Source organism: Variovorax sp., from assembly GCF_035634955.1.
GTDB lineage: Bacteria > Pseudomonadota > Gammaproteobacteria > Burkholderiales > Burkholderiaceae_C > Variovorax.
Genome location: NZ_DASQBZ010000007.1, coordinates 276,287 through 297,075, shown reverse-complemented (window position 1 = coordinate 297,075; position 20,789 = coordinate 276,287). Strand labels below are relative to the sequence as shown.

At 67.5% G+C, this 20,789-nt stretch carries 28 protein-coding genes; 1 reads left to right on the top strand and 27 read right to left on the bottom strand.

Going from position 1 to position 20,789, the window contains the following annotated elements; all coding sequences use genetic code 11:
- Positions 1-14: 14 nt before the first annotated feature.
- Complete coding sequence (locus VES41_RS03530) at positions 15-1,172, top strand: S1C family serine protease (protein WP_324813051.1); 1,158 nt, start codon at positions 15-17, stop codon at positions 1,170-1,172.
- A 36-nt stretch (positions 1,173-1,208) separates the two neighbouring features.
- Here VES41_RS03530 and tatC read toward each other — a convergent pair whose 3' ends face one another.
- The 27 genes from tatC to VES41_RS03395 all read right to left on the bottom strand — a co-directional run bounded on the left by tatC (position 1,209) and on the right by VES41_RS03395 (position 20,785).
- Positions 1,209-2,045 (bottom strand): twin-arginine translocase subunit TatC, encoded by an 837-nt coding sequence (tatC, locus tag VES41_RS03525; protein WP_324813049.1) that lies wholly within the window; start codon positions 2,043-2,045, stop codon positions 1,209-1,211.
- Positions 2,046-2,124: 79 nt separating this feature from the next.
- Positions 2,125-2,592: a Sec-independent protein translocase protein TatB gene (tatB, locus tag VES41_RS03520; RefSeq protein ID WP_324813046.1), complete on the bottom strand. Its 468-nt coding sequence runs from the start codon at positions 2,590-2,592 to the stop codon at positions 2,125-2,127.
- Between the two features lie 25 nt (positions 2,593-2,617).
- A complete protein-coding gene (gene tatA / locus VES41_RS03515; protein WP_324813044.1) occupies positions 2,618-2,854 on the bottom strand; it encodes a Sec-independent protein translocase subunit TatA in 237 nt (78 codons plus the stop codon).
- A gap of 47 nt (positions 2,855-2,901) precedes the next feature.
- On the bottom strand, positions 2,902-3,261 hold the full coding sequence (locus VES41_RS03510) for a histidine triad nucleotide-binding protein (protein ID WP_324813041.1): 360 nt from the start codon (positions 3,259-3,261) through the stop codon (positions 2,902-2,904).
- Positions 3,251-3,640, bottom strand: a complete 390-nt coding sequence (locus VES41_RS03505; protein ID WP_324813038.1) for a hypothetical protein — start codon at positions 3,638-3,640, stop codon at positions 3,251-3,253. Before VES41_RS03505 ends, VES41_RS03510 begins: the two co-directional genes overlap by 11 nt.
- 26 nt (positions 3,641-3,666) lie before the next feature.
- Positions 3,667-4,035: a phosphoribosyl-ATP diphosphatase gene (locus VES41_RS03500; RefSeq protein ID WP_324813036.1), complete on the bottom strand. Its 369-nt coding sequence runs from the start codon at positions 4,033-4,035 to the stop codon at positions 3,667-3,669.
- A 13-nt stretch (positions 4,036-4,048) separates the two neighbouring features.
- A complete protein-coding gene (hisI, locus tag VES41_RS03495; protein WP_324813033.1) occupies positions 4,049-4,438 on the bottom strand; it encodes a phosphoribosyl-AMP cyclohydrolase in 390 nt (129 codons plus the stop codon).
- 51 nt (positions 4,439-4,489) lie between these two features.
- Positions 4,490-5,290, bottom strand: a complete 801-nt coding sequence (gene hisF / locus VES41_RS03490; RefSeq protein WP_324813030.1) for an imidazole glycerol phosphate synthase subunit HisF — start codon at positions 5,288-5,290, stop codon at positions 4,490-4,492.
- A gap of 44 nt (positions 5,291-5,334) precedes the next feature.
- Positions 5,335-6,183 (bottom strand): D-hexose-6-phosphate mutarotase, encoded by an 849-nt coding sequence (locus tag VES41_RS03485; protein WP_324813028.1) that lies wholly within the window; start codon positions 6,181-6,183, stop codon positions 5,335-5,337.
- Positions 6,184-6,220: 37 nt separating this feature from the next.
- The gene (gene hisA / locus VES41_RS03480; protein WP_324813026.1) at positions 6,221-6,970 is read right to left on the bottom strand and encodes a 1-(5-phosphoribosyl)-5-[(5-phosphoribosylamino)methylideneamino]imidazole-4-carboxamide isomerase; all 750 of its coding nucleotides are present in this window, start codon (positions 6,968-6,970) and stop codon (positions 6,221-6,223) included.
- A 23-nt stretch (positions 6,971-6,993) separates the two neighbouring features.
- Positions 6,994-7,641: an imidazole glycerol phosphate synthase subunit HisH gene (gene hisH, locus VES41_RS03475; protein ID WP_324813024.1), complete on the bottom strand. Its 648-nt coding sequence runs from the start codon at positions 7,639-7,641 to the stop codon at positions 6,994-6,996.
- Positions 7,642-7,697: 56 nt separating this feature from the next.
- The gene (gene hisB / locus VES41_RS03470; protein ID WP_324813021.1) at positions 7,698-8,327 is read right to left on the bottom strand and encodes an imidazoleglycerol-phosphate dehydratase HisB; all 630 of its coding nucleotides are present in this window, start codon (positions 8,325-8,327) and stop codon (positions 7,698-7,700) included.
- On the bottom strand, positions 8,324-9,427 hold the full coding sequence (hisC, locus tag VES41_RS03465) for a histidinol-phosphate transaminase (protein WP_324813019.1): 1,104 nt from the start codon (positions 9,425-9,427) through the stop codon (positions 8,324-8,326). The genes hisB and hisC overlap by 4 nt, the downstream gene beginning before the upstream one ends.
- A 49-nt stretch (positions 9,428-9,476) precedes the next feature.
- Complete coding sequence (locus VES41_RS03460; protein WP_324813017.1) at positions 9,477-9,842, bottom strand: hypothetical protein; 366 nt, start codon at positions 9,840-9,842, stop codon at positions 9,477-9,479.
- A gap of 7 nt (positions 9,843-9,849) precedes the next feature.
- A complete protein-coding gene (gene hisD, locus VES41_RS03455; protein WP_324813013.1) occupies positions 9,850-11,166 on the bottom strand; it encodes a histidinol dehydrogenase in 1,317 nt (438 codons plus the stop codon).
- A gap of 2 nt (positions 11,167-11,168) precedes the next feature.
- Positions 11,169-11,810: an ATP phosphoribosyltransferase gene (gene hisG / locus VES41_RS03450; protein WP_324813011.1), complete on the bottom strand. Its 642-nt coding sequence runs from the start codon at positions 11,808-11,810 to the stop codon at positions 11,169-11,171.
- Positions 11,807-13,084, bottom strand: coding sequence for a UDP-N-acetylglucosamine 1-carboxyvinyltransferase (murA, locus tag VES41_RS03445; protein WP_324813008.1), 1,278 nt, complete (start codon positions 13,082-13,084; stop codon positions 11,807-11,809). Before murA ends, hisG begins: the two co-directional genes overlap by 4 nt.
- A 7-nt stretch (positions 13,085-13,091) precedes the next feature.
- Positions 13,092-13,343: a BolA family protein gene (locus VES41_RS03440; RefSeq protein WP_324813006.1), complete on the bottom strand. Its 252-nt coding sequence runs from the start codon at positions 13,341-13,343 to the stop codon at positions 13,092-13,094.
- An 8-nt stretch (positions 13,344-13,351) separates the two neighbouring features.
- Positions 13,352-14,119 carry an ABC transporter permease gene (locus VES41_RS03435; RefSeq protein ID WP_324813003.1) on the bottom strand — a complete coding sequence of 256 codons (768 nt, stop codon included), beginning with the start codon at positions 14,117-14,119 and terminating at the stop codon, positions 13,352-13,354.
- A complete protein-coding gene (locus VES41_RS03430) occupies positions 14,116-15,063 on the bottom strand; it encodes an ABC transporter ATP-binding protein (RefSeq protein ID WP_324812999.1) in 948 nt (315 codons plus the stop codon). Before VES41_RS03430 ends, VES41_RS03435 begins: the two co-directional genes overlap by 4 nt.
- Positions 15,064-15,139: 76 nt before the next feature.
- The gene (locus VES41_RS03425) at positions 15,140-15,412 is read right to left on the bottom strand and encodes an STAS domain-containing protein (RefSeq protein WP_324813112.1); all 273 of its coding nucleotides are present in this window, start codon (positions 15,410-15,412) and stop codon (positions 15,140-15,142) included.
- A gap of 50 nt (positions 15,413-15,462) precedes the next feature.
- Positions 15,463-16,164 carry an ABC transporter substrate-binding protein gene (locus VES41_RS03420; protein ID WP_324812996.1) on the bottom strand — a complete coding sequence of 234 codons (702 nt, stop codon included), beginning with the start codon at positions 16,162-16,164 and terminating at the stop codon, positions 15,463-15,465.
- 147 nt (positions 16,165-16,311) lie between these two features.
- Entirely contained in the window at positions 16,312-17,043 is a 732-nt protein-coding gene (locus VES41_RS03415) for a VacJ family lipoprotein (protein ID WP_324812993.1), read from the bottom strand.
- Positions 17,040-17,525: an outer membrane lipid asymmetry maintenance protein MlaD gene (gene mlaD, locus VES41_RS03410; RefSeq protein WP_324812991.1), complete on the bottom strand. Its 486-nt coding sequence runs from the start codon at positions 17,523-17,525 to the stop codon at positions 17,040-17,042. The genes VES41_RS03415 and mlaD overlap by 4 nt, the downstream gene beginning before the upstream one ends.
- A gap of 20 nt (positions 17,526-17,545) precedes the next feature.
- The gene (mlaE, locus tag VES41_RS03405; protein WP_324812988.1) at positions 17,546-18,328 is read right to left on the bottom strand and encodes a lipid asymmetry maintenance ABC transporter permease subunit MlaE; all 783 of its coding nucleotides are present in this window, start codon (positions 18,326-18,328) and stop codon (positions 17,546-17,548) included.
- Positions 18,325-19,143, bottom strand: a complete 819-nt coding sequence (locus tag VES41_RS03400) for an ABC transporter ATP-binding protein (RefSeq protein ID WP_324812985.1) — start codon at positions 19,141-19,143, stop codon at positions 18,325-18,327. Before VES41_RS03400 ends, mlaE begins: the two co-directional genes overlap by 4 nt.
- A gap of 163 nt (positions 19,144-19,306) precedes the next feature.
- Positions 19,307-20,785, bottom strand: coding sequence for a glutamate synthase subunit beta (locus VES41_RS03395; RefSeq protein ID WP_324812982.1), 1,479 nt, complete (start codon positions 20,783-20,785; stop codon positions 19,307-19,309).
- Between the last annotated feature and the right edge of the window lie 4 nt (positions 20,786-20,789).

Below are 20,789 nucleotides of genomic sequence, written 5' to 3'. Positions count from 1 at the left end.
CATACCCATCTCACATGAAGCGTTTCTGGTTGCTCTTCTCGCAGGCCGTGACCGTCGTCCTGGCCGGCTATTTCGTGGTTGCGACGCTCAAGCCCGAATGGACGCACCGCGCGCCGCCCGGCCTCGGCGGGGTCGTCTCGGTGGTCCAGGCGCCTGAATCCGCCTCGCGCGCCCCGGCGCCGGGCAGTCTGGCCGCCGCGGCCAGGCGTGCCGCGCCGGCGGTCGTCAGCATCAACACCAGCAAGGCCGCGCCACGCCACCCGCGCAGCAACGACCCGTGGTTCCGTTTCTTCTTCGGCGACCAGGACGACCAGCCGCAGATGGGCCTGGGCAGCGGCGTCATCGTCAGCCCGGACGGCTACATCCTGACCAACAACCACGTGGTGGCCGGCGCCGACGAGATCGAGGTGACCCTCAACGACAGCCGACAGGCGCAGGCGAAGGTGATCGGTACCGACCCCGACACCGACCTGGCGGTGCTCAAGATCGAACTCGACCGCCTTCCGACCGTCGCCCTGGGCAACTCCGATTCGCTGCAGGTGGGCGACCAGGTGCTTGCCATCGGCAACCCGTTCGGCGTGGGGCAGACCGTCACCAGCGGGATCGTTTCGGCACTGGGGCGCAACCAGCTGGGCATCAACACCTTCGAGAACTTCATCCAGACCGACGCGGCCATCAATCCCGGCAACTCGGGCGGGGCGCTGGTGGACGTCAACGGCAACCTCGAGGGCATCAACACCGCCATCTACTCGCGCTCGGGCGGCAGCATGGGCATCGGCTTCGCCATTCCGGTGTCCACGGCCAAGCAGGTGCTGCACGACATCGTCAGCGAAGGCAAGGTCACGCGCGGCTGGATCGGCGTGGAGCCGAGTGACCTCTCGCCGGAGCTGGCCGAGACCTTCGGCGTCAAGGCCGACCAGGGCGTGATCATCACCGGCGTGCTTCAGAACGGCCCGGCCGCGCAGGCCGGCATGCGTCCCGGCGACGTGATCACCGGCGTGGGCAATGCGCAGGTCCGGAACGTGCAGCAACTGCTGACGACCGTGGCCGCTCTCAAGCCCGGCGTGCCCGCGCGGTTCGCCATGCGGCGCGGTGGCAACGAGGTGGAACTCGACGTCACCCCGGGCCAGCGCCCGAGCACGCCCTTGCGCCGCCTGCCGGAGCGGGAATGAACGCCGCGGCTGCCCGCGGCCGCAGGCGTCGATCGGTCAGGGCTGGGCGGAGTCGGTCTTCTCGGCGGGAGGCTTGGCTTCGCCTTCGGCCTCGTCGCTGTCGGGCGACCTGGAGAAACGCACGAAATAGCGCGCGCCCCAGATCCCGACCTCGTACAGCAGGATCATGGGCACGGCCAGGGCCAGTTGCGAGATGACGTCCGGCGGCGTGAGCACCGCCGCAATGACGAATGCCCCGACGATGAAGTAGCCGCGCATGGACTTCAGCTTCTCGATGGTGACCATCTCGAAGCGCACGAGCAGCATCACGACGATCGGCACCTGGAATGCCACGCCGAATGCCAAGTAGAGCGAAAGAATCGATTCCACGTAGGAAGCGATGTCGGGCGTGGCCGCCACGCTGGCAGGCGTGAAGTGCTGGATGAAGTTGAACATCTTGTCCAGCACGAAGAACTGGACGAAGGCAATGCCGGCATAGGCCAGGAGGCTGCCAAAGAAGATGAGCGGCAGCGCGAAGCGCTTTTCGTGGCTGTACAGGCCAGGCGCCACAAACATCCAGGCCTGGTACATGAGCCATGGCAGTGCCAGCAGCACCGCCGCCATCAGCAGCACCTTGAGCGGGACGAAGAACGGCGAGAACACGCCGACGGCGATCAGCTTGGCATCGTGCGGCATGTGGGCGCGGATGGGCACCGCAACGAAATCGATCAGTCCGGACGGACCGGGCCAGATGGCCAGCAGGCCACCCGCCACGACCAGGCCGTAGATGCAGTAGATCAGGCGGTCGCGCAGCTCGATCAGGTGCGCGACGAACGGCTGCTCCGTGCCTGCGAGCTCGTCGTCCTTGTTCTTGTCGGTATCGGATTCAGCCATGGGGAGAAAGGGGGCACGGGCGGCCGGAATCGGCGCGGGAACAGGGGCGATCGATCAGCGGTTGGCGGGGCCTCGCGCGCTAATTGAACTTTTGAGGACGGAAGCGGGCAACACGCGCGGCACCGGACTGGGCCCGCGTGCGAACGCCGTTGCGCGCCTTGTACCACTGGGGCGTGGCGCCACGCTTGAGCCGCCAGTTCTTGCGGGGACGCTGGTATTGCGGATAGCTAACCGGCGTCTCGAGCGGCATGTTGTAGCCGCCGTCGTCGGAGGCACCGCCTTCGAGATGCTGCTGCACCTCGCGCGCGCTGTCGCGCACGCTCTGCTCGGCGTCGCGGGCAGCTTCCTGGAAGCTGTCCTTCATCTTGCGCAGCTCGTCGAGTTCCATCGACCGATTGACCTCGGCCTTGACGTCGTTGACGTAGCGCTGCGCCTTGCCCAGCAGCGTGCCGACCGTGCGGGCGACGCGCGGCAGCCGCTCGGGCCCGATGACGACGAGCGCCACCACGCCGATCAGCGCCAGCTTGGAAATGCCGAGTTCAAGCACGTCGGGATGCGGACTTCGACGGCACTCAGGACTTGTGACGCGCTTCGACGTCGATGGTCGGCTTGTCGGCCTGCGCGCTGTTGGCCGTCACCTGCTGCGGCGGCTCGGCCGGGGTATCCGCCGAACCGTCCCGCATGCCGTCCTTGAAGCCCTTGACCGCGCCGCCCAGGTCGGTCCCCATGTTCTTGAGCTTCTTGGTACCGAAAACCAGCACCACGATCAACAGCACGATCAGCCAGTGCCAAATGGAAAACGAACCCATGAAATAGCTCCTGCAATAGTTGCTTGAATTTTACGCGCCGCGGGACATCAGCCCTTCAACCAGGGTCTCGGCCCGCCCATGACGTGCACATGGAGATGATGCACTTCCTGGCCGCCCTCGGCACCGGTGTTCACCACCACCCTGAAGCCGCCTTCCGGATAGGGCCGGCAGCCATTCTCGATCGCCAGTCGCGGCGCGAGGGTCATGATCTTGCCCATCAGCGCCGCGTCGTCGGCCGTGAGCTGCGCCATCGATGCGATATGCCGCTTGGGCACCAGCATGAAGTGCACCGGCGCCCAGGGCGCGACGTCGTGGAAGCCGACCAGTTCGTCATCCTCGTAGACCTTGCGCGAAGGTATCTTGCCTTCGATGATCTTGCAGAAGATGCAGTTGGGGTCAGAGGACATTCGTGGGCTCCATGGCTTTGCCGGCGTTCATGCGCACCATTCCCTTGACGATGCGATAGAGGAACCAGACGGATATCAGCACCCAGGCGATCCAGCCCGGCGCCAGAAACAGCAGCCACAGCGGCGCCGTGACCAGGTAGAGCACGCCGGCCCACAGGACCGAGCGGATGCGCCAGCTGAAATGCGAGGCCTGCCAAGTTCCGGCCGCGTCGTCGCGCTTGACCAGGTCGATCACCAGCGCCAGCAGCAGCAGGCCGATCGACGCCTGGGCGCCCGGCAGCACGGCAGCCACGGCAACGACCAGGTGCAGCAGGTAGCTGACCCAGCCCCAGGTCTTGAGGGAATCGTCGTTGGGCATGGGTACGAGTTCTTGGCTCATGGAGACCTCCTTGGCTCGTGAGCGGGTCAATCCTTCGCGGCCTCGCGCGAAAGCGCCTTGCGCAGCGCCTTTTCCTCGATGCCGCTGGTGCCTTCGCGGCGCGCCAGCTCGGCCGCCACGTCGGCGGGCGAGAGCCCGAAATGGGCCAGGGCGATCATGCTGTGGAACCAGAGGTCGGCCACCTCGTTGACGATCCGGGCCCGGTCGCCGCCGTGCTCGGCGTCCTTGGCGGCCATGACGACTTCCGTGGCTTCCTCGCCGATCTTCTTGAGAAACGCGTCCGGGCCCTTGTGCAGGAGGCGGGCGACGTAGCTTGCCTCGGGGTCGCCGCCGCGCGCGGGCAGTCGGCTTTCGATCACGGCGGCCAGCCGGTCCAGGGTGTCGTTGCTGCTCATCGTTGCTTGCCGCTCATTTGTAGATGCTTTCGGGGTCCTTCAAGACCGGCTCGGTCACGACCCACCGACCATTGTCGTACTTGCTGAAGAAGCAGCTGTGGCGTCCGGTATGGCAGGCGATGCCGGGCTCGTGGCCCAACTGGGTGACCTTGAGCAGGACCACGTCGTTGTCGCAGTCGATCCGGATTTCGTGCACCGTCTGCACGTGGCCGGACTCCTCGCCCTTGAACCAGAGCTTGCCGCGCGAGCGGCTGAAGTACACGGCGCGGCCGAGCTCGGCCGTCCTGGCCAGCGCCTCGCGGTTCATCCAGGCGAACATCAGCACGTCGCCGGAGCCGGCTTCCTGCGCGATCACCGGCACCAGGCCGTTCGCATCCCACTTCACTTCGTCGAGCCAGTTCATGGCGCTATTGTCCCATTCCGGCGGTACCGGCCGGCTTGCGGGCCACCGGTTTCAGCGGCGCACCGGAATGCCGCGCGCGGCCATGCAGTCCTTGGCCTGCCCCACCGTGTACTCGCCGTAGTGGAAGATGCTGGCCGCCAGGACCGCATCGGCGCCGCCGGTCTGGACGCCGTCGGCCAGATGGTCGAGCTTGCCGACGCCGCCGGAGGCGATCACCGGCACGCTGACGGCATCGCTGACCGCCCGCGTGAGTGCCAGGTCGAAGCCGCTCTTGGTGCCATCGCGATCCATGCTGGTCAGCAGGACTTCGCCGGCGCCTCGGCGGGCCATTTCAACGGCCCACTGCACCGCGTCCAGCCCGGTGTTGCGCCGGCCGCCATGGCTGTAGACGTCCCAGCCCGGGCCGACCGGGCGGCCGTCGGCATCCGGGCGCAGTTCGTCCTCGGCGCTGCGGCGCTTGGCGTCGATCGCCACCACGATGCACTGGGCGCCGTACTTGGCCGAGGCGTCGGAGATCACCTGGGGATCGGCAATGGCGGCCGAGTTGAAGCTCGTCTTGTCGGCGCCGGCGTTGAGCAGGCGCCGCACGTCGGCCACGGTGCGCACGCCCCCGCCCACCGTCAGCGGGATGAAGACCTGGGACGCGACCGCCTCGATGATCGGCAGGATGAGGTCGCGGCCGTCGCTGGTGGCGGTGATGTCGAGGAAGGTCAGTTCGTCCGCGCCCTGCGCGTTGTAGCGCGCCGCGATCTCGACCGGATCGCCGGCATCGCGCAGCTCGACGAAGTTGACGCCCTTGACGACGCGCCCGCCGGTCACGTCCAGGCAGGGAATGATTCGCTTGGCAAGCATGTGGGTTCCGAAAAATTGTGGCGCTCGGACAAGATTCCGATTGCTCAGTGCAGGCTCAGTTCCTGCCAGCCGGTCCAGTGGGCGCCGCCGGCCAGGAAAACCGGCTCGTCGATGCGGGCCGCCTCGACGCACAGCATGTGACGGTAGCCGTCGTCGGGCAGGTCCGCCAGGCGCGCCGAGAGGTCCGGGCCGGGATTCCAGATCACTGTCTCGGTGCAACTGGCGCTCTGGGTGATGCGCATGGCGCCGGCCAACGCCCCGACCGGCTGCACCAGCCGCAACGGGGCGGCCGGCGCGGCATAGACGCTGTCGAACTCCTCGGCGAAGCGCAGCGCGCCTGCCGTCTCGACATGGCGATCGTCGCGCACCGCGTCCCAACGGTTGGCGCCCTGGAGGCCTTCGAGGTGCGCGTCCACGATGTCGTCCACGCGCAGGTAGGTGTGCAGGGCCGCCGCGAACGTCCAGGGCTCGCCGCCGATGTTGTCCACTTCCAGCGCGACGCGCAGGCGCGCCGGCTCCAGCGTGACGACCAGGCGCGCGCAGAAAGCGTGCGGCCACAGGGCGCGGGTGGCATCGTCGTCGCGAAGAACCAGCGCGACCCGGTTGTCCGGATGCGCGGCAGCGGAGTCGAGCCGCCACGCCATGTTGCGCGCAAAGCCGTGCTTGGGCAGGGGGCCGCGCTGGTTGAACTGCGGAAAGCACACCGGGACGCCGCCGCGGATGGCGCTTCGCCCGTCCAGCGACGCGATCGGGCTCAGATAGAGACGCTCGGCGCCGGCACTGGTCCAGGACAGCACCTGGGCGCCCTGCAAGGCCACGACGGCGCTGTCGCCGCCCGGAATGGTCAGGCGCAGGGCCGGCAGGCCGAGGTAGTCGATCGCTTGAACGGTCACGTTGGCCCGGCGCTGTGCAATGGGAGCCCGCGCGGGCTCAGTCGTCCGCCGCGGCGAGCGCGTCGGCGCGGCTCTGCGCCGCGGTGAAGTCCAGGTCGCCGGTGTAGATGGCGCGGCCGCAGATCACGCCCTCGACGCCCTCGTTCTCGACCTTGCACAACTGCTCGATGTCGGTCATGCCCGACAGGCCACCGGAGGCGATCACCGGGATGGTCAGGGCCTGCGCCAAGCGGACCGTGGCGTCGACGTTGATGCCCGAGAGCATGCCGTCGCGGCCGATGTCGGTGTAGATGATGGATTCGACGCCGTAGTCCTCGAACTTCCTGCCCAGGTCGGCCACTTCGTGGCCGGTGAGCTTGCTCCAGCCGTCGGTGGCCACCTTGCCGTCCTTGGCATCGAGGCCCACGATGATGTGGCCGCCGAACGCGCTGCAGGCGTCCTTGAGGAAGCCCGGGTTCTTGACCGCCGCGGTGCCGATGATGACGTAGCGCAGGCCGTCGTCGATGTAGCGCTCGATGGTGTCCAGGTCGCGGATGCCGCCGCCCAGCTGCACCGGGATGTCGTCGCCCACTTCGCGCAGGATCGCCTTGATGGCGCCATGGTTCTGCGGCTTGCCGGCGAAGGCGCCGTTAAGGTCGACCAGGTGCAGCCGGCGCGCGCCGGCCTCGAGCCACTTGCGCGCCATGGCGGCAGGGTCTTCGCCGAAGGTCGTGGATTGGTCCATGTCGCCCTGCTTCAGGCGAACGCAGCGGCCGTCCTTGAGATCGATAGCGGGAATCAACAGCATGGCAAGGGCACCCGAAAGGGGGCTCAGGGGGTCCAGTGGAGGAAGTTTTGATAGAGGCGCAACCCGAAGTCCGCGCTTTTCTCGGGGTGGAACTGGGTCGCAAAAATATTATCGCGCCCCACGGCGGCGGTAAAGGTCCCGCCGTAGTCGGCTTCGCCGAGACTGTGGCGCGGATCGTCCGGGCGGGCGTAGAAACTGTGCACGAAATAGAACCAGGCGTTGTCCGGCACGTCGTGCCACAGCGGGTGCGGCCGTGCCTGCCGGACCTGGTTCCACCCCATTTGCGGGACCTTGTAGCGGCTGCCGTCGGGCTGGTGCCGGCCTTCCAGGTCGAAGCGCACCACGCGGCCGGCAATCAGGTCCAACCCGTCGGTGGCGCCCTCCTCGCTGTGCGACAGCAGCATCTGCATGCCCACGCACACGCCGAACAGGGGCTTGCTGGCGGCGGCTTCGAGCACCGACTCCAGCAGCCCGGATTCGCGCAGCTCGCGCATGCAGTCGGGCATGGCGCCCTGTCCGGGCAGCACGACGCGCGTGGCGTCGCGCACCACCTGGGGATCGGATGTGACGAACACCTCGACGCCGGCCCGGTCGGCCGCATGCATCACGGCCTGCGACACCGAGCGCAGGTTGCCCATGCCGTAGTCGACCACGGCCACGGAATCAGCCATGGCTACCACTCCAAGAAAGCTGGAACATCACGAATCGCAAGGCAAGGACCGAATGCTCAGAGCGAGCCCTTGGTCGAAGGGATGATTCCCGCCGAGCGCGGGTCGAGTTCGAGCGCAGCGCGCAGTGCCCGCGCAAAGGCCTTGAAAATTGTCTCGCACTGGTGGTGCGCATTGACCCCCTTGAGGTTGTCGATGTGCAGCGTGACCAGCGCATGATTGGCAAACCCCTGGAAGAACTCGTACGCCAGCTGGGTGTCGAAGCCACCGATCGAGCCGCTGGTGAACCGGACATCCATTTCCAGGCCCGGGCGGCCGGAAAAGTCGATCACCACGCGCGACAGGGCCTCGTCCAGCGGCACGTAGGCGTGGCCGTAGCGGCGGATGCCCTTCTTGTCGCCCACTGCCTTGCCCACCGCCTGGCCGAGCGTGATACCGACGTCTTCCACCGTATGGTGGCCGTCGATGTGCAGGTCGCCCTCGCAGGTGATGGTCAGGTCGATCAGCCCGTGGCGGGCGATCTGGTCGAGCATGTGGTCGAAGAAGCCGATGCCGGTGGCCAGCCGGGCCTTGCCGGTGCCGTCCAGATTGACTTCGACGCTGATCTTCGTCTCGGCCGTGTTGCGGTTGACCTGTGCGGTGCGCGCGCCGGCGGCGATGACGGATTCGGGTGCCGTGGGGGTGTTCATAGGGATTGCTCGAGTGCTGCCAGCATCTGCCGATTCTCGTCGGGGGTTCCGACGGTCAGCCGCAGGCAATTGGCCAGCAACGGGTGCATTTTAGAAACGTTCTTGATGAGCACGCCGTGTTCCTTCATGCGCACGAAGGTCTTGTCCGCGTCCGGCACGCGGATCAGCACCATGTTGGCCTGGCTCGGCCAGCGCCGCACGGCGCCCAGCCTGTCGAGGGCCGCCTCGAGTGCCATTCGCTCCTCGCGGATGTGCCGCGCCTGCTCGTCGAAGACCTGCGCATGTTCCAGGGCGAACAGCGCCGCCTCGCAGTTGAGCACGCTCACGTTGTAGGGCGGACGTACCTTGTCCACTTCGGCAATCAGCGCCGCCGGCCCGATCAGGTAGCCCAGGCGCACGCCCGCCAGGCCGAACTTGCTCAGCGTCCGCATCAGCAGGACGTGGCGGTGCGCGGCCATGCGGCCGATGTAGCTCCTGGCCGCGAATGGCTGGTAGGCCTCGTCGATCACCACCAGGCCGCCCTGCTCGCCCTGCGCCTGGACGATGCGCTCGATCGTCGCGTCATCCCACAGGTTGGCGGTGGGATTGTTCGGATAGGCCAGGTAGACGATGGCGGGACGTTCGCGCCGGACGGCCTCGAGCATCGCGGCTTCGTCCAGCTCGAAATCGGCCGTCAGGGGAACGCCGACGAAGCGCAAACCCTGGAGGTGCGCGCTCATGGCGTACATGACGAAGCCCGGCACCGGCGCCAGCACCGTAGCGCCTGGCAGGTCGCAGGCCATCGACAGCAGCGAAATCAGCTCGTCGGAGCCGTTGCCCAGCATCAGCGCGAAACCGTCCGGCAGGCCGGCATGCCGCGCCAGCGCCTGCTTCAGGTCCTCACCACGGCTGCCGGGATAGCGGTTGATGGCCACCTGGCCCAGGCGACGGCCCAACGCCTCCTGCAGGGCCGGCGGCAGACCGTAGGGGTTCTCCATGGCGTCGAGCTTGACCAGGCCGCTCGACGGCTGGACGGCGTAGGCATGCATGGACTGCACGTCGCCACGGATGCGCAGCAGCGCGGGGTTGGCTTCGGCGGTCTTGTCGCTCGGGGAATTCATCTCGGGCAAAGGTTGCTTGTCAGTGTGGACGGCCGCCGGCGCCGGCGGGTCATCGGGTGCATCGGAAGCTGTCGCTCAGCGCCGACTCCATGACCAGCTCTACCGGCATGTCGGCTTCGTAGAAATCGGCGTTCCGGGCGAGCTCGCCCTGGAACAGCCCACGGGCCATGGCCGGCTCCAGGCGGCGCCCCTCGACGCAGAACGACGGCTTGCCGCCACGCCGCCGGGCCGACTCGCTCGCCTGGCGGATGCCTTCCATGACGCCGACCAGGTAGTAGTTGGCGTACAGCTTGCCATCCTTTTCGTTCGCTTCGAGGGCGTGCAGCTCGCGGATGGTCATGGCCTGCGACGCGATGCCCGTGCCCAGCAGCACGGCGACCACGGCCGCCGGAGCAAACCTGCGCGCAAACCTCATCGCTCGTTCAGCCCAGCCGCAGGCGGGCCGCCTCGGCGTGCGCCTGCAGGCCCTCGCCTTCGGCCAGCGTGACGGCCGTCGGACCCAGCACGCGCGCGCCTTCGGCGCTGACCTCGATCAGGCTGCTGCGCTTCTGGAAGTCGTACACGCCCAGCGGGCTGGAAAACCGCGCCGTACCGCTGGTGGGCAGCACGTGATTGGGGCCGGCGCAGTAGTCGCCGAGGCTTTCGCTGGTGTATTGCCCAAGAAAGATCGCCCCCGCATGTCGCAGCAGCGGCTCCCAGCGATGCGGCTCGTGGCTGCTCACCTCCAGGTGTTCCGGCGCGATGCGGTTGCTGATGGCGCAGGCTTCTTCCATGTCGCGGGTATGGATCAGCGCGCCGCGGTCGTTCAGGCTGGCGGCAATGATCGCGGCGCGCGGCATCGTCGGCAGCAGGCGGTCGATTTCGGCCTGAACCCGGTCGATGTAGGCGGCGTCAGGGCACAGCAGGATGCTCTGCGCCAGCTCGTCGTGCTCGGCCTGGCTGAACAGGTCCATGGCGACCCATTCCGGCGGCGTACTGCCGTCGGCAAGCACCAGGATCTCGCTGGGCCCGGCGATCATGTCGATGCCCACGGTGCCGAACACGCGGCGCTTGGCCGCCGCCACGTAGGCGTTGCCGGGCCCGGTGATCTTGTCGACGGCGGGCACGGTCGCGGTGCCGTATGCCAGCGCCGCCACCGCCTGGGCGCCGCCGATGGTGAAAGTGCGGGTGACGCCGGCGACGTGGGCCGCCGCCAGCACCAGTGGATTGCGTTCGCCGCCGGGCGTGGGCACGACCATGATGATCTCGCCGACGCCCGCCACGTGGGCCGGGATCGCGTTCATCAGCACGCTGGAGGGATACGCCGCCTTGCCACCCGGCACGTAGATGCCGACGCGGTCGAGCGGCGTGACCTTCTGCCCCAGCAGGCTGCCGTCGGCATCGCGATAGCTCCAGCTTTCGCCGCAGGCCTTCTTCTGGGCCTCGTGGTAGCTGCGCACCCGTCGCGCTGCTTCTTCCAGCGCCTGGCGCTGGGCGGACGGCAGTGCGTCGAAGGCGGTGCGCAACTCGCCGGCACCCAGCTCAAGCGCCGGCATGCCCTGGACGTCCAGCCGGTCGAAGCGGGCGGTGTATTCGAGCACCGCCGCGTCGCCGCGGGCCTGGACGTCGGCCAGGATCTCGGCCACGCGCTGCTCGATCGCCGCATCGGTGTCGGCCGACCAGTGCAGCCGCGCCTTGAACAGGGCGTCGAAATCTGGCGAAGCGGTCGACAGGCGCAGGGGCTTGGCTTGCGGGCTCATGATCAGGCTTGCGGGAGGGCGGACGCAAAGGCGTCGATGATGCGGCGGATGGGCTCGCGCTTGAGCTTGAGCGCCGCCTGGTTGACGACCAGGCGCGCGCTGATGTCCATGATGCGCTCGACCTCCACCAGCTGGTTCGCGCGCAGCGTGTTGCCGGTGGACACCAGGTCGACGATGGCGTCGGCCAGCCCCGTCAGGGGGGCCAGCTCCATGCTTCCGTAGAGCTTGATCAGGTCCACGTGCACGCCCTTCGTGGCGAAGAAGTCGCGTGCGAGGCCGACGTACTTGGTGGCGACCTTGATGCGGGCGCCCTGGCGCACGGCCGAGGCGTAGTCGTAGTCGGTGCGCACCGCCACGCTCAGCCGGCAGGCGGCAATGCGCAGGTCGAGCGGCGCGTACAGGCCCTGGTTGCCGTTCTCGAGCAGCACGTCCAGCCCGGTCACGCCCAGGTCGGCGCCGCCGTACTGCACGTAGGTGGGCACGTCGGACGCGCGCACCAGCACCACCCGCACGTCGGGCCGGTTGGTCGGCAGGATCAGCTTGCGGGATTTCTCCGGATCTTCGGTGACCTCGATGCCGGCGGCGGCCAGCAGCGGCAGGGTCTCCTCGAAGATGCGGCCCTTGGACAATGCCAGCGTGATCATGCGGCCGCCCCCGCGACGCGCTCGATGTCCGCGCCCAGCGCGCGCAGCTTGTGCTCCATGCGCTCGTAGCCGCGGTCGAGGTGGTAGATCCGGTCGACCAGCGTTTCGCCGTCGGCCACCAGGCCGGCGATGACCAGGCTGGCCGAGGCACGCAGGTCGGTGGCCATGACCGTCGCGCCGGAGAGCTGCGAAACGCCCTCGATCACCGCGACCTTGCCGTCGGTCTGGACGCGGGCGCCCAGCCGCAGCATCTCGTCGACGTGCATGAAGCGGTTCTCGAAGATGGTCTCGGTGACCGTCGAGGTGCCGGACGCGATCACGTTCAGGGCCATGAACTGCGCCTGCATGTCGGTCGGGAACCCCGGGTACTCGGTGGTGCGGAAGCTCTGCGCCTTGAGCCGCCCGTCGGCGCGCACGCGCAACCCGTCCGCCTCGGCCGTCACCTCGGCGCCGGCCAGACGCAGCTTCTCGATGACCGCGTCCAGGTGATCGGCGCGGGCATGGCGCAGCAGCACGTCGCCGCCGGCCGCGGCCACCGCGCAAAGGAACGTGCCGGCCTCGATGCGGTCGCTCACCACCTGGTGGGTGCAGCCGGACAGGCGCTCGACGCCCTGGATCCGGATGCGGCTGGTGCCGTGGCCTTCGATGCGCGCGCCCATGGCGATCAGCATTTCGGCCAGGTCGGTGATCTCGGGCTCCTGGGCGGCGTTCTCGAGCACCGTCTCGCCTTCGGCCAGCGCGGCGGCCATCAGGAAATTCTCGGTGCCCGTGACGGTGACCATGTCGGTGGTGATGCGCGCGCCGTGCAGGCGTTTGCGGCCGCCGGCCAGTCGCGCCACCATGTAGCCGTGCTCCACCGAGATCTCGGCGCCCATGGCGTGCAGCCCCTTGATGTGCTGGTCGACCGGGCGCGAGCCGATGGCGCAGCCGCCGGGCAGCGACACCTTGGCCTGGCCGAAGCGCGCCACCAGCGGGCCCAGCGCCAGCACGGACGCGCGCATGGTCTTGACCAGTTCGTAGGGTGCTTCGGGGTTCGTCAGGTCGCGTGCGTCGAGCCGCACGGTGCCGTCGGCCGCGCGATCGACGGCAACGCCCATGTTGCGCACCAGCTTGAGCATGGTGGCCACGTCCTGCAGGTCAGGCACGTTGCGCAGCACGACGGGCTGGTCGGTGAGCAGCGCGGCGCACAGTTCGGGCAGCGCCGCGTTCTTGGCGCCGGAAACGCGCACCTCGCCGCGAAGCTGTCGTCCGCCGCGAATCAGCAATTTGTCCATGTTGGTCTCAGGAAGGCTCGCGCGGCTGGGTTGCCCACTCGGCCGGCGTAAAGGTTTTCATCGAAAGTGCATGGACTTCGTCGGTGCGCATTCTCTCACCCAGGGTCTTGTAGACGCGCTGGTGGCGCCACACGGGGCGCTTGCCCTCGAACTCGGACGACACGATGGTGGCGAACCAGTGCCGCCCGTCGCCCTCGAGCGCAAGGTGCTCGCACGGCAGTCCGGCGGCGATGATGGATTTGAGTTCTTCAGCGGTCATGGCAGTCCTCAGCCCCGGATCTTGTAGCCGATGCGCAGCAGATGCACCGCCACGGCGCTCGCCACCAGCCAGGCCCCGCCGACGATGCCCAGGCTCAGCCAGGGCGAGGCGTCGCTGATGCCGAAGAAGCCGTAGCGAAAGCCGTCGATCATGTAGAAGAAGGGATTCAGGTGGCTCACCTGCTGCCAGAAGGGCGGCAGCGAGTGGATGGAATAGAACACGCCCGACAGGAACGTCATCGGCATGATCAGGAAGTTCTGGAACACCGCCATCTGGTCGAACTTCTCGGCCCACAGGCCGGCGATCAGGCCGAGGGTACCCAGCAGCGCGGCGCCCAGCACGCCGAACGCGACCGCCCACAGCGGCGCCGCGAAGCCTGGCCAGGCAAAGAACAGGGTGACAGCGAACACGCCCAGGCCCACGGCCAGACCGCGCACCACGGACGAGCCGACGTAGGCCAGGAACCAGCCCCAATGCGACAGCGGCGTGAGCAGGATGAACACCAGGTTGCCCATGATCTTGCTCTGGATGAGCGACGACGAGCTGTTGGCGAACGCGTTCTGCAGCACGCTCATCATGACCAGGCCAGGCACCAGGAAGGCGGTGTAGCTGACGGTGCCGTACACCTTCACATGGTCCTCGAGCACGTGGCCGAAGACCATCAGGTACAGGACCGCGGTCAGCACCGGCGCCCCGACGGTCTGGAAGCCCACTTTCCAGAAGCGGAGCACTTCCTTGTAGAGCAGCGCCTGCCAGCCGATGGCATTGACTCTCATCGCGTGACCTCCAGCGGCGTCTGCTCGCCCGCCATGAGGTCGATGAAGACGTCCTCCAGGTCGGCCTTGCGCATCTCGACATCCTCGACCGCCAGTCCGGCCTGGCGCACCGCGGCCAGCAACTGCTCGACCTCGTGGGCGTTGTGCGCCGGCAGTTGCACGATGCGGCCCGTCACGCGCGCCAATCCTGCCAGGGCCTCCGGCAAGGCGCCATCGGTCTTGAAACGCAGCACGTTGCTGGCGGCGGCGCGCAGCAGTTCGCTGGTGCGGTCGAGCGCGATCACCCGGCCTTGCTTGAGCATGGCGATGCGACTGCACAGCGCCTCCGCCTCTTCCAGGTAATGGGTGGTGAGCAAGACGGTGCTTCCCTGCTTGTTGAGCTTGGCCACGAAGTGCCAAAGCGTCTGGCGCAATTCCACGTCCACGCCCGCGGTAGGCTCGTCCAGCACGATCACCGGCGGCTTGTGCACCAGCGCCAGCGCGACCAGCACCCGCCGCTTCATGCCGCCGGAGAGTTGGCGCATGTTGGCGCCCGCCTTGTCGGACAGGCCGAGGCTGTGGAGCAGTTCGTCGATCCAGTCGTCGTTATGGCGGATTCCGAAGTATCCCGACTGGATGCGCAGCGACTCGCGGACGTTGAAGAACGGGTCGAACACCAACTCCTGCGGCACCACGCCGAGTTGTCGGCGCGCGTCGGCAAACTGGGCCTGGACGTCGAAGCCCCGTACCTGGACGCTGCCGCTGGTGGGGCGAGACAAGCCGGCCAGCACGCTGATGAGGGTGGTCTTGCCGGCGCCGTTCGGGCCCAGGAGCCCGAAGAATTCGCCTTCCTCGATGTTGAAGGTGACCTGATCCAGTGCGCGCAGGCCGGGGGCGCCTTGGGCGCGCTGTTGGCGGGACGCAGGGTAGGTCTTGGAGACGGATTGGAAGGAGATGGCTGGCATGGGAGCCGGCCATTTTACGAGGCCCGGGGATTTCCCTGACTCGGCAGGCTTTGAAGCGGCGCGGCCGGGCGCTGGCTCAGGGCGCCGCGGGGAGCAGCGCCGCCACGCCGTACAGCGTCGCCAGCTCACGCAGGCGGGGCGGCAGACCCTTGACGGCAAAGCCGCGCCCGAGCCCCACCGCCTCGCGCCGGCACTCCAGCAGGACGGCCAGCGCGGAGGAATCGAACTGGGTCAGTCCGCCCGCATCGACCACGGTGGACGAGCCGGACTGCCCGTTGACGCCCTGCTGCAGCATGCGCACGCATGCCGCCGCTTCCTGGTGCGTCAATTTCGCGGGCAGGACAAGCAAGTTGCTCATGGGAAACGTGTCGGCGGACGCCAAGGCAGCGAGCACCCGTGTCAGCTCTTGGCGTTGCCGCCGGCGGCCATCGACTTGTTGCGCGCCTCGAGCGTCGCGATCAGGCCGTCGATGCCCTTGCTGTTGATTTCCTGGATGAACTGGCTGCGATAGGTGTCCACCAGCCAGATGCCCATGACATTCAGGTTGAAGATCTTCCAGCCACCCGATTCGCCGGGCGTCTTCTCGAGGCGATAGTCGATCTGGATGGGCTCGTTGCTGCCGCTGCGCACTTCACTGCGCACGAGCACCTCCTTGTCGTCCGCGGAGCCGCGGAAGGGCTTGACCACCACCTCCTGGTCGGTCACCTGCGCCAGGGCGCCGGCATAGGTGCGCACCAGCAGCAGCTTGAACTGCTCCTGCAGGCGCTGCTTCTGTTCGCCGGTGGCCTCGCGCCACTTCGGGCCGACCGTGGACGCCGTCATGCGTTGGAAATCCACGTTCGGCAGGATCCGGGTCTCGACCAGGGCCATCACCTTGGACATGTCGCCGCTCTTGAGGGAGCTGTCCGAGCGGATCTGCTGCAACGTCTCGTTGGTCAGGCGGCGCACCAGTGCGTCCGGTGCCTCGTCGGCTGCGCGCGCCGCAGGCGCAAAGCCGGCAGCGGCCCCGGCCAGCAGCAAGGCGGCGAGCAGCCAGCGCCCGAAGCCGCGGCGGCCCGGCTGCGCAAGAGTGGAAGCGGATGCGTGAGCTTTGTTGTGCATGGTGAAATCTTCCCTTCTGACTTTTGATTCTGGCGCCAAGGCCAATGTGCACGGGCGCTTAGGGTCAACGCGGTACGCAAGGTTCCCCCGGCCCTGTAGGCCCGGGCGCCGATGGACGCCGTTTCGGCAGGAGCCTGTCAGGAGCCGCTACGGGCTTTCCGGTGGGTTGCCGTCGTATACGTCGTTGAGCCGGCGCTGCAGGAATACGTCACGCGTGAAGCTGTAGCGGTCGAAGGCCATCTGGTCGAGCATCCTGTCGACCTTGAGCAGTTCGGCGCGGGCATCCACGAGGCGCATCGCATACAGCGAATTGCGAACCGGGATGTTGTCGACGTTGGAGATCAGCCCGCCCTGGTAGTCCACAGGCAGCGCCGCCGTGTCGCGCACGGTCGACGGGCCCAGGATCGGCAGCACCAGGTACGGGCCCGAGGGCACGCCCCAGCGACCCAGCGTCTGGCCGAAGTCTTCGCGGTGGCGCTCCAGACCGACTTCCGTCGCCACGTCCAACACGCCCGCCAACCCGAAGAAGGTGTTGACGTTGACCCGCATGAACGTCTGCGCGCTCTGCTGTCCGCGCGCCTGCATCACGCTGTTGGCGAAGCTCCAGACATCGGTGAGGTTGTTGAAGAAATTGGTCACGCCGGTGCGCAGCATCTGCGGCACCACGTTGACGTAGGCGACGGCCACCGGGCGCGCCACGGCACGGTCGACCGTATCGTTGAAGCTGAAGACGCCGCGATTGAAGGACTCGAACGGATCGGCCGGATTCTTCTCGGCGGGAACACTGGCGCAGCCGGCCAGGCTCGCGGCCAGGAGGCCGATGCCAAGCCAGCGCCACAGGCGGGCGAGTTTTGCAGAACGGTTGGGCGACGTACTCATTTGCTGGGGGCGCTTCCCGCGGGTTTGCCTTCCGCGGCCTTGCTGAAGAGGAACTGGCTGATGAGATTCTCGAGGACAACCGCCGACTGGGTGGAGGCGATGACGTCGCCGGCCTGCAGGGACTTCTCGTCGGCACCCGGCTCGATCCCGATGTATTGCTCGCCGAGCAGGCCGCTGGTCAGGATCTTGAGGGAGCTGTCCTTGGGGAAACTGTACCGGCTTTGCATGGCAATCGAGACGTCTGCCTGGAACCGCTTGTCGTCGAACGTGATGGACTCGACGCGGCCGACGACGACGCCCGCGCTCTTGACGGCCGTCTGCGGCTTCAGGCCGCCAATGTTGTCGAAACGGGCATGGACGTTGTAGGTGCTCTGCAAGCTCAGGCCCAGCAGGTTGGCCGACTGCAGCGCCAGGAACAGCACCGCCGCGGCTCCGATCAGCACGAACAGCCCGACCCACACATCATTCTTGGAGCGTTGCATACAAACCTCGATCTCGATTCTCAAATGCTGAACATCATGGCGGTGAGCAGGAAGTCCAGGCCCAGCACGCACAGCGACGCCACCACGACGGTGCGCGTGGTGGCCCGCGAGACGCCTTCGGGCGTGGGATGCGCCTCGTAGCCCTCGAGCAGCGCGATGAAGCTCACTGCCACGCCGAACACCAGGCTCTTGACGACGCCGTTGCCGACATCGGCCCAGACATCCACGCCGGACTGCATCTGCCCCCAGAACGCGCCGCTGTCGACGCCCAGCAGCAGCACGCCGACCACGTAGCCGCCCAGCACGCCGACCGCGCTGAACACCGCCGCCAGCAGCGGCATGGCGATGACGCCGGCCCAGAAGCGCGGCGCCAGGATGCGCTGCACCGGGTCGACCGCCATCATTTCCATGGCGCTGAGCTGCTCGCCGGCCTTCATCAGGCCGATCTCGGCAGTCAGCGACGTACCGGCACGTCCGGCGAACAGCAAGGCGGCGACCACCGGCCCCAGCTCGCGCACCAGGCTCAGCGCGACCAGCAGGCCGAGCGCGTCGCCCGATCCGTAGCGCTGCAGCGTGTAGTAGCCCTGCAAGCCCAGCACGAATCCGACGAACAGGCCGGACACCGCGATGATCGCCAGCGAATAATTGCCCAGGAAATGGATCTGGTCGCGCACCAGGCCGAAGCGGCGCAGCGTGGGCCCCGCGCGCAGCAGCAGCCGCAGGAACAGGCGCAGGCCCCAGCCCAGGTCGGCCAGCCGGCGGCGAACGGCGAAGCCGACGTCTGCGGGGCGCCACCAACTCACGACTGGCCTCCCGCGGCCTGGCCGAAGTCCTGCTCTGCGGTCGGCCCGGGGTAGTGGAAATGCACCGGCCCCTCGGGCAGCGCGTTGACGAACTGGTGCACCAGCGGATCGGTGCTGCGGCGGACTTCCTCGGGCGAGCCTTGCGCCGCCACCTTGCCGTTGGCCAGGATGACCACGTGATCGGCGATCGAGAAGGTCTCTTCGAGGTCGTGGGACACCACGATGCTCGTCAGGCCCAGGCTGTCGCTCAGCCGGCGGATCAGCTGCGCGGCCGTGCCCAGTGAAATGGGGTCCAGACCGGCAAAAGGCTCGTCGTACATGATCAGGTCCGGGTCCAGCGCGATCGCGCGTGCCAGCGCCACGCGACGCGCCATGCCGCCGGAGATCTCCGCCGGCATCAGGTCGCGCGCGCCGCGCAGTCCGACGGCGTCGAGCTTCATCAGCACGATGTCGCGCACCAGCGCCGCCGGCAACTGCGTGTGCTCGCGCAGCACGAACGCCACGTTGTCGAACACGCTCATGTCGGTGAACAGCGCGCCGAACTGGAACAGCATGCCCATGCGCCGGCGCATGCGGTAGAGCCCGGCGGAATCGAGGCCGGGGACCGATTGGCCGTCGAACAGCACGTCGCCTTCGAGGGGACGCAACTGCCCACCGATCAGGCGCAGGAGCGTCGTCTTTCCGCCGCCGGAGGCACCCATGACCGCCGTCACCTTGCCGCGCGGCACGGTCAGCGATACGCCGTCGAGCACGCGGCGCGTGTCATAGCCGAACACGGTGTTCTTGAACTCGACGAGGGGTGGGTGAAGGGTCAACGCAATCGGGACGATGGGACAAAAAAAGAAGCCGGGCGCTCCAATCGGAACCCCGGCTCGCGGTTACAAGATGATAAATGATGATCGGCCGACGTGCCCAAGCGCCAGCTTCTGCCTTCTTTTGTGCGCAACTGTTTAACAGTTGCGCTTTTCTTGCGCAGGCTCAACGGGGCAGATCGCTGTATCCCATCAGGAATTCGTCCACCGCGCGCGCGGCCTGGCGTCCTTCGCGGATGGCCCACACCACCAGCGACTGGCCGCGGCGCATGTCGCCGGCGGCAAACACCTTCGGCACGTTGGTGACGTAGCCGCCGTTGAAATCCACGGTGGCCTTGGCATTGCCGCGCGCATCCTTCTCGACGCCGAATGCCTCGAGCACCGGCGACACCGGGCTGACGAATCCCATCGCGAGCAGGACCAGGTCGGCCTTGAGCGTCTGCTCGCTGCCCGGGACCTCGACCATCTTGCCGTCCTTCCATTCGACGCGAACGGTCTTGAGCCCGGTGACCTTGCCCTTCTCGCCGATGAATTCCTTGGTGGAAATGGCGAACTCGCGCTCGCAGCCTTCTTCGTGGCTCGAGCTGGTGCGCAGCTTGATAGGCCAGTAGGGCCAGGTCAGCGGGCGGTTTTCTTCTTCCGGAGGCTGCGGCATCAGCTCGAACTGGGTTACGCTGGCGGCGCCGTGGCGGTTGCTGGTGCCCACGCAGTCGGAGCCGGTGTCGCCGCCACCGATCACGATCACGTGCTTGCCGTCGGCGCGCAGCTGGCCCTTGACCTTGTCGCCGGCGTTGACGCGGTTCTGCTGGGGCAGGAACTCCATGGCGAAATGGATCCCGTCAAGGTCGCGGCCAGGCACCGGCAAGTCGCGCGACTGCTCGGCCCCGCCGGCCAGGACGACGGCGTCGAACTCGGCCTGCAGCTGCTCGGGCGTGACGGTTTCCTTGGCCAGGTTCGTCACCTTCGAGCCCTTGCCCATCGGATCCTTGGCGGCGCCGACAGCCACGCCGGCGCGGAACACGACGCCTTCGGCCTTCATCTGCTCGACACGGCGGTCGATGTGCGACTTCTCCATCTTGAAGTCGGGGATGCCGTAGCGCAGCAGCCCGCCGATACGGTCGTTCTTCTCGAACACCGTCACGTCGTGCCCCACGCGCGCCAGTTGCTGCGCCGCGGCCAGGCCGGCTGGGCCGGACCCGACCACTGCGACCTTCTTGCCGGTCTTGTGGCGCGCCGGACGCGCCGCCACCCAGCCTTCGTCCCAGGCGCGGTCGATGATGGCGTGCTCGAGCGACTTGATGCCCACCGGGTCGTCGTTCACGTTCAGCACACAGGCTGCCTCGCACGGCGCGGGGCAGATGCGGCCGGTGAACTCCGGGAAGTTGTTGGTGGAATCCAGCACCGCGAAGGCGCTTTGCCAGTCGTCGCGATAAACCAGGTCGTTGAAGTCCGGAATGATGTTGTTGACCGGGCAGCCGCTGTTGCAGAACGGCGTGCCGCAATCCATGCAGCGCGCGCCCTGCACCTTGGCCTTGGCCGTGTCCAGGCCGACCACGAATTCCTTGTAGTGCTTCACGCGCTCATCGACGGGCTTGTAGCCCTCTTCGATGCGCTCGTACTCCATGAAGCCGGTGATCTTTCCCATCGTG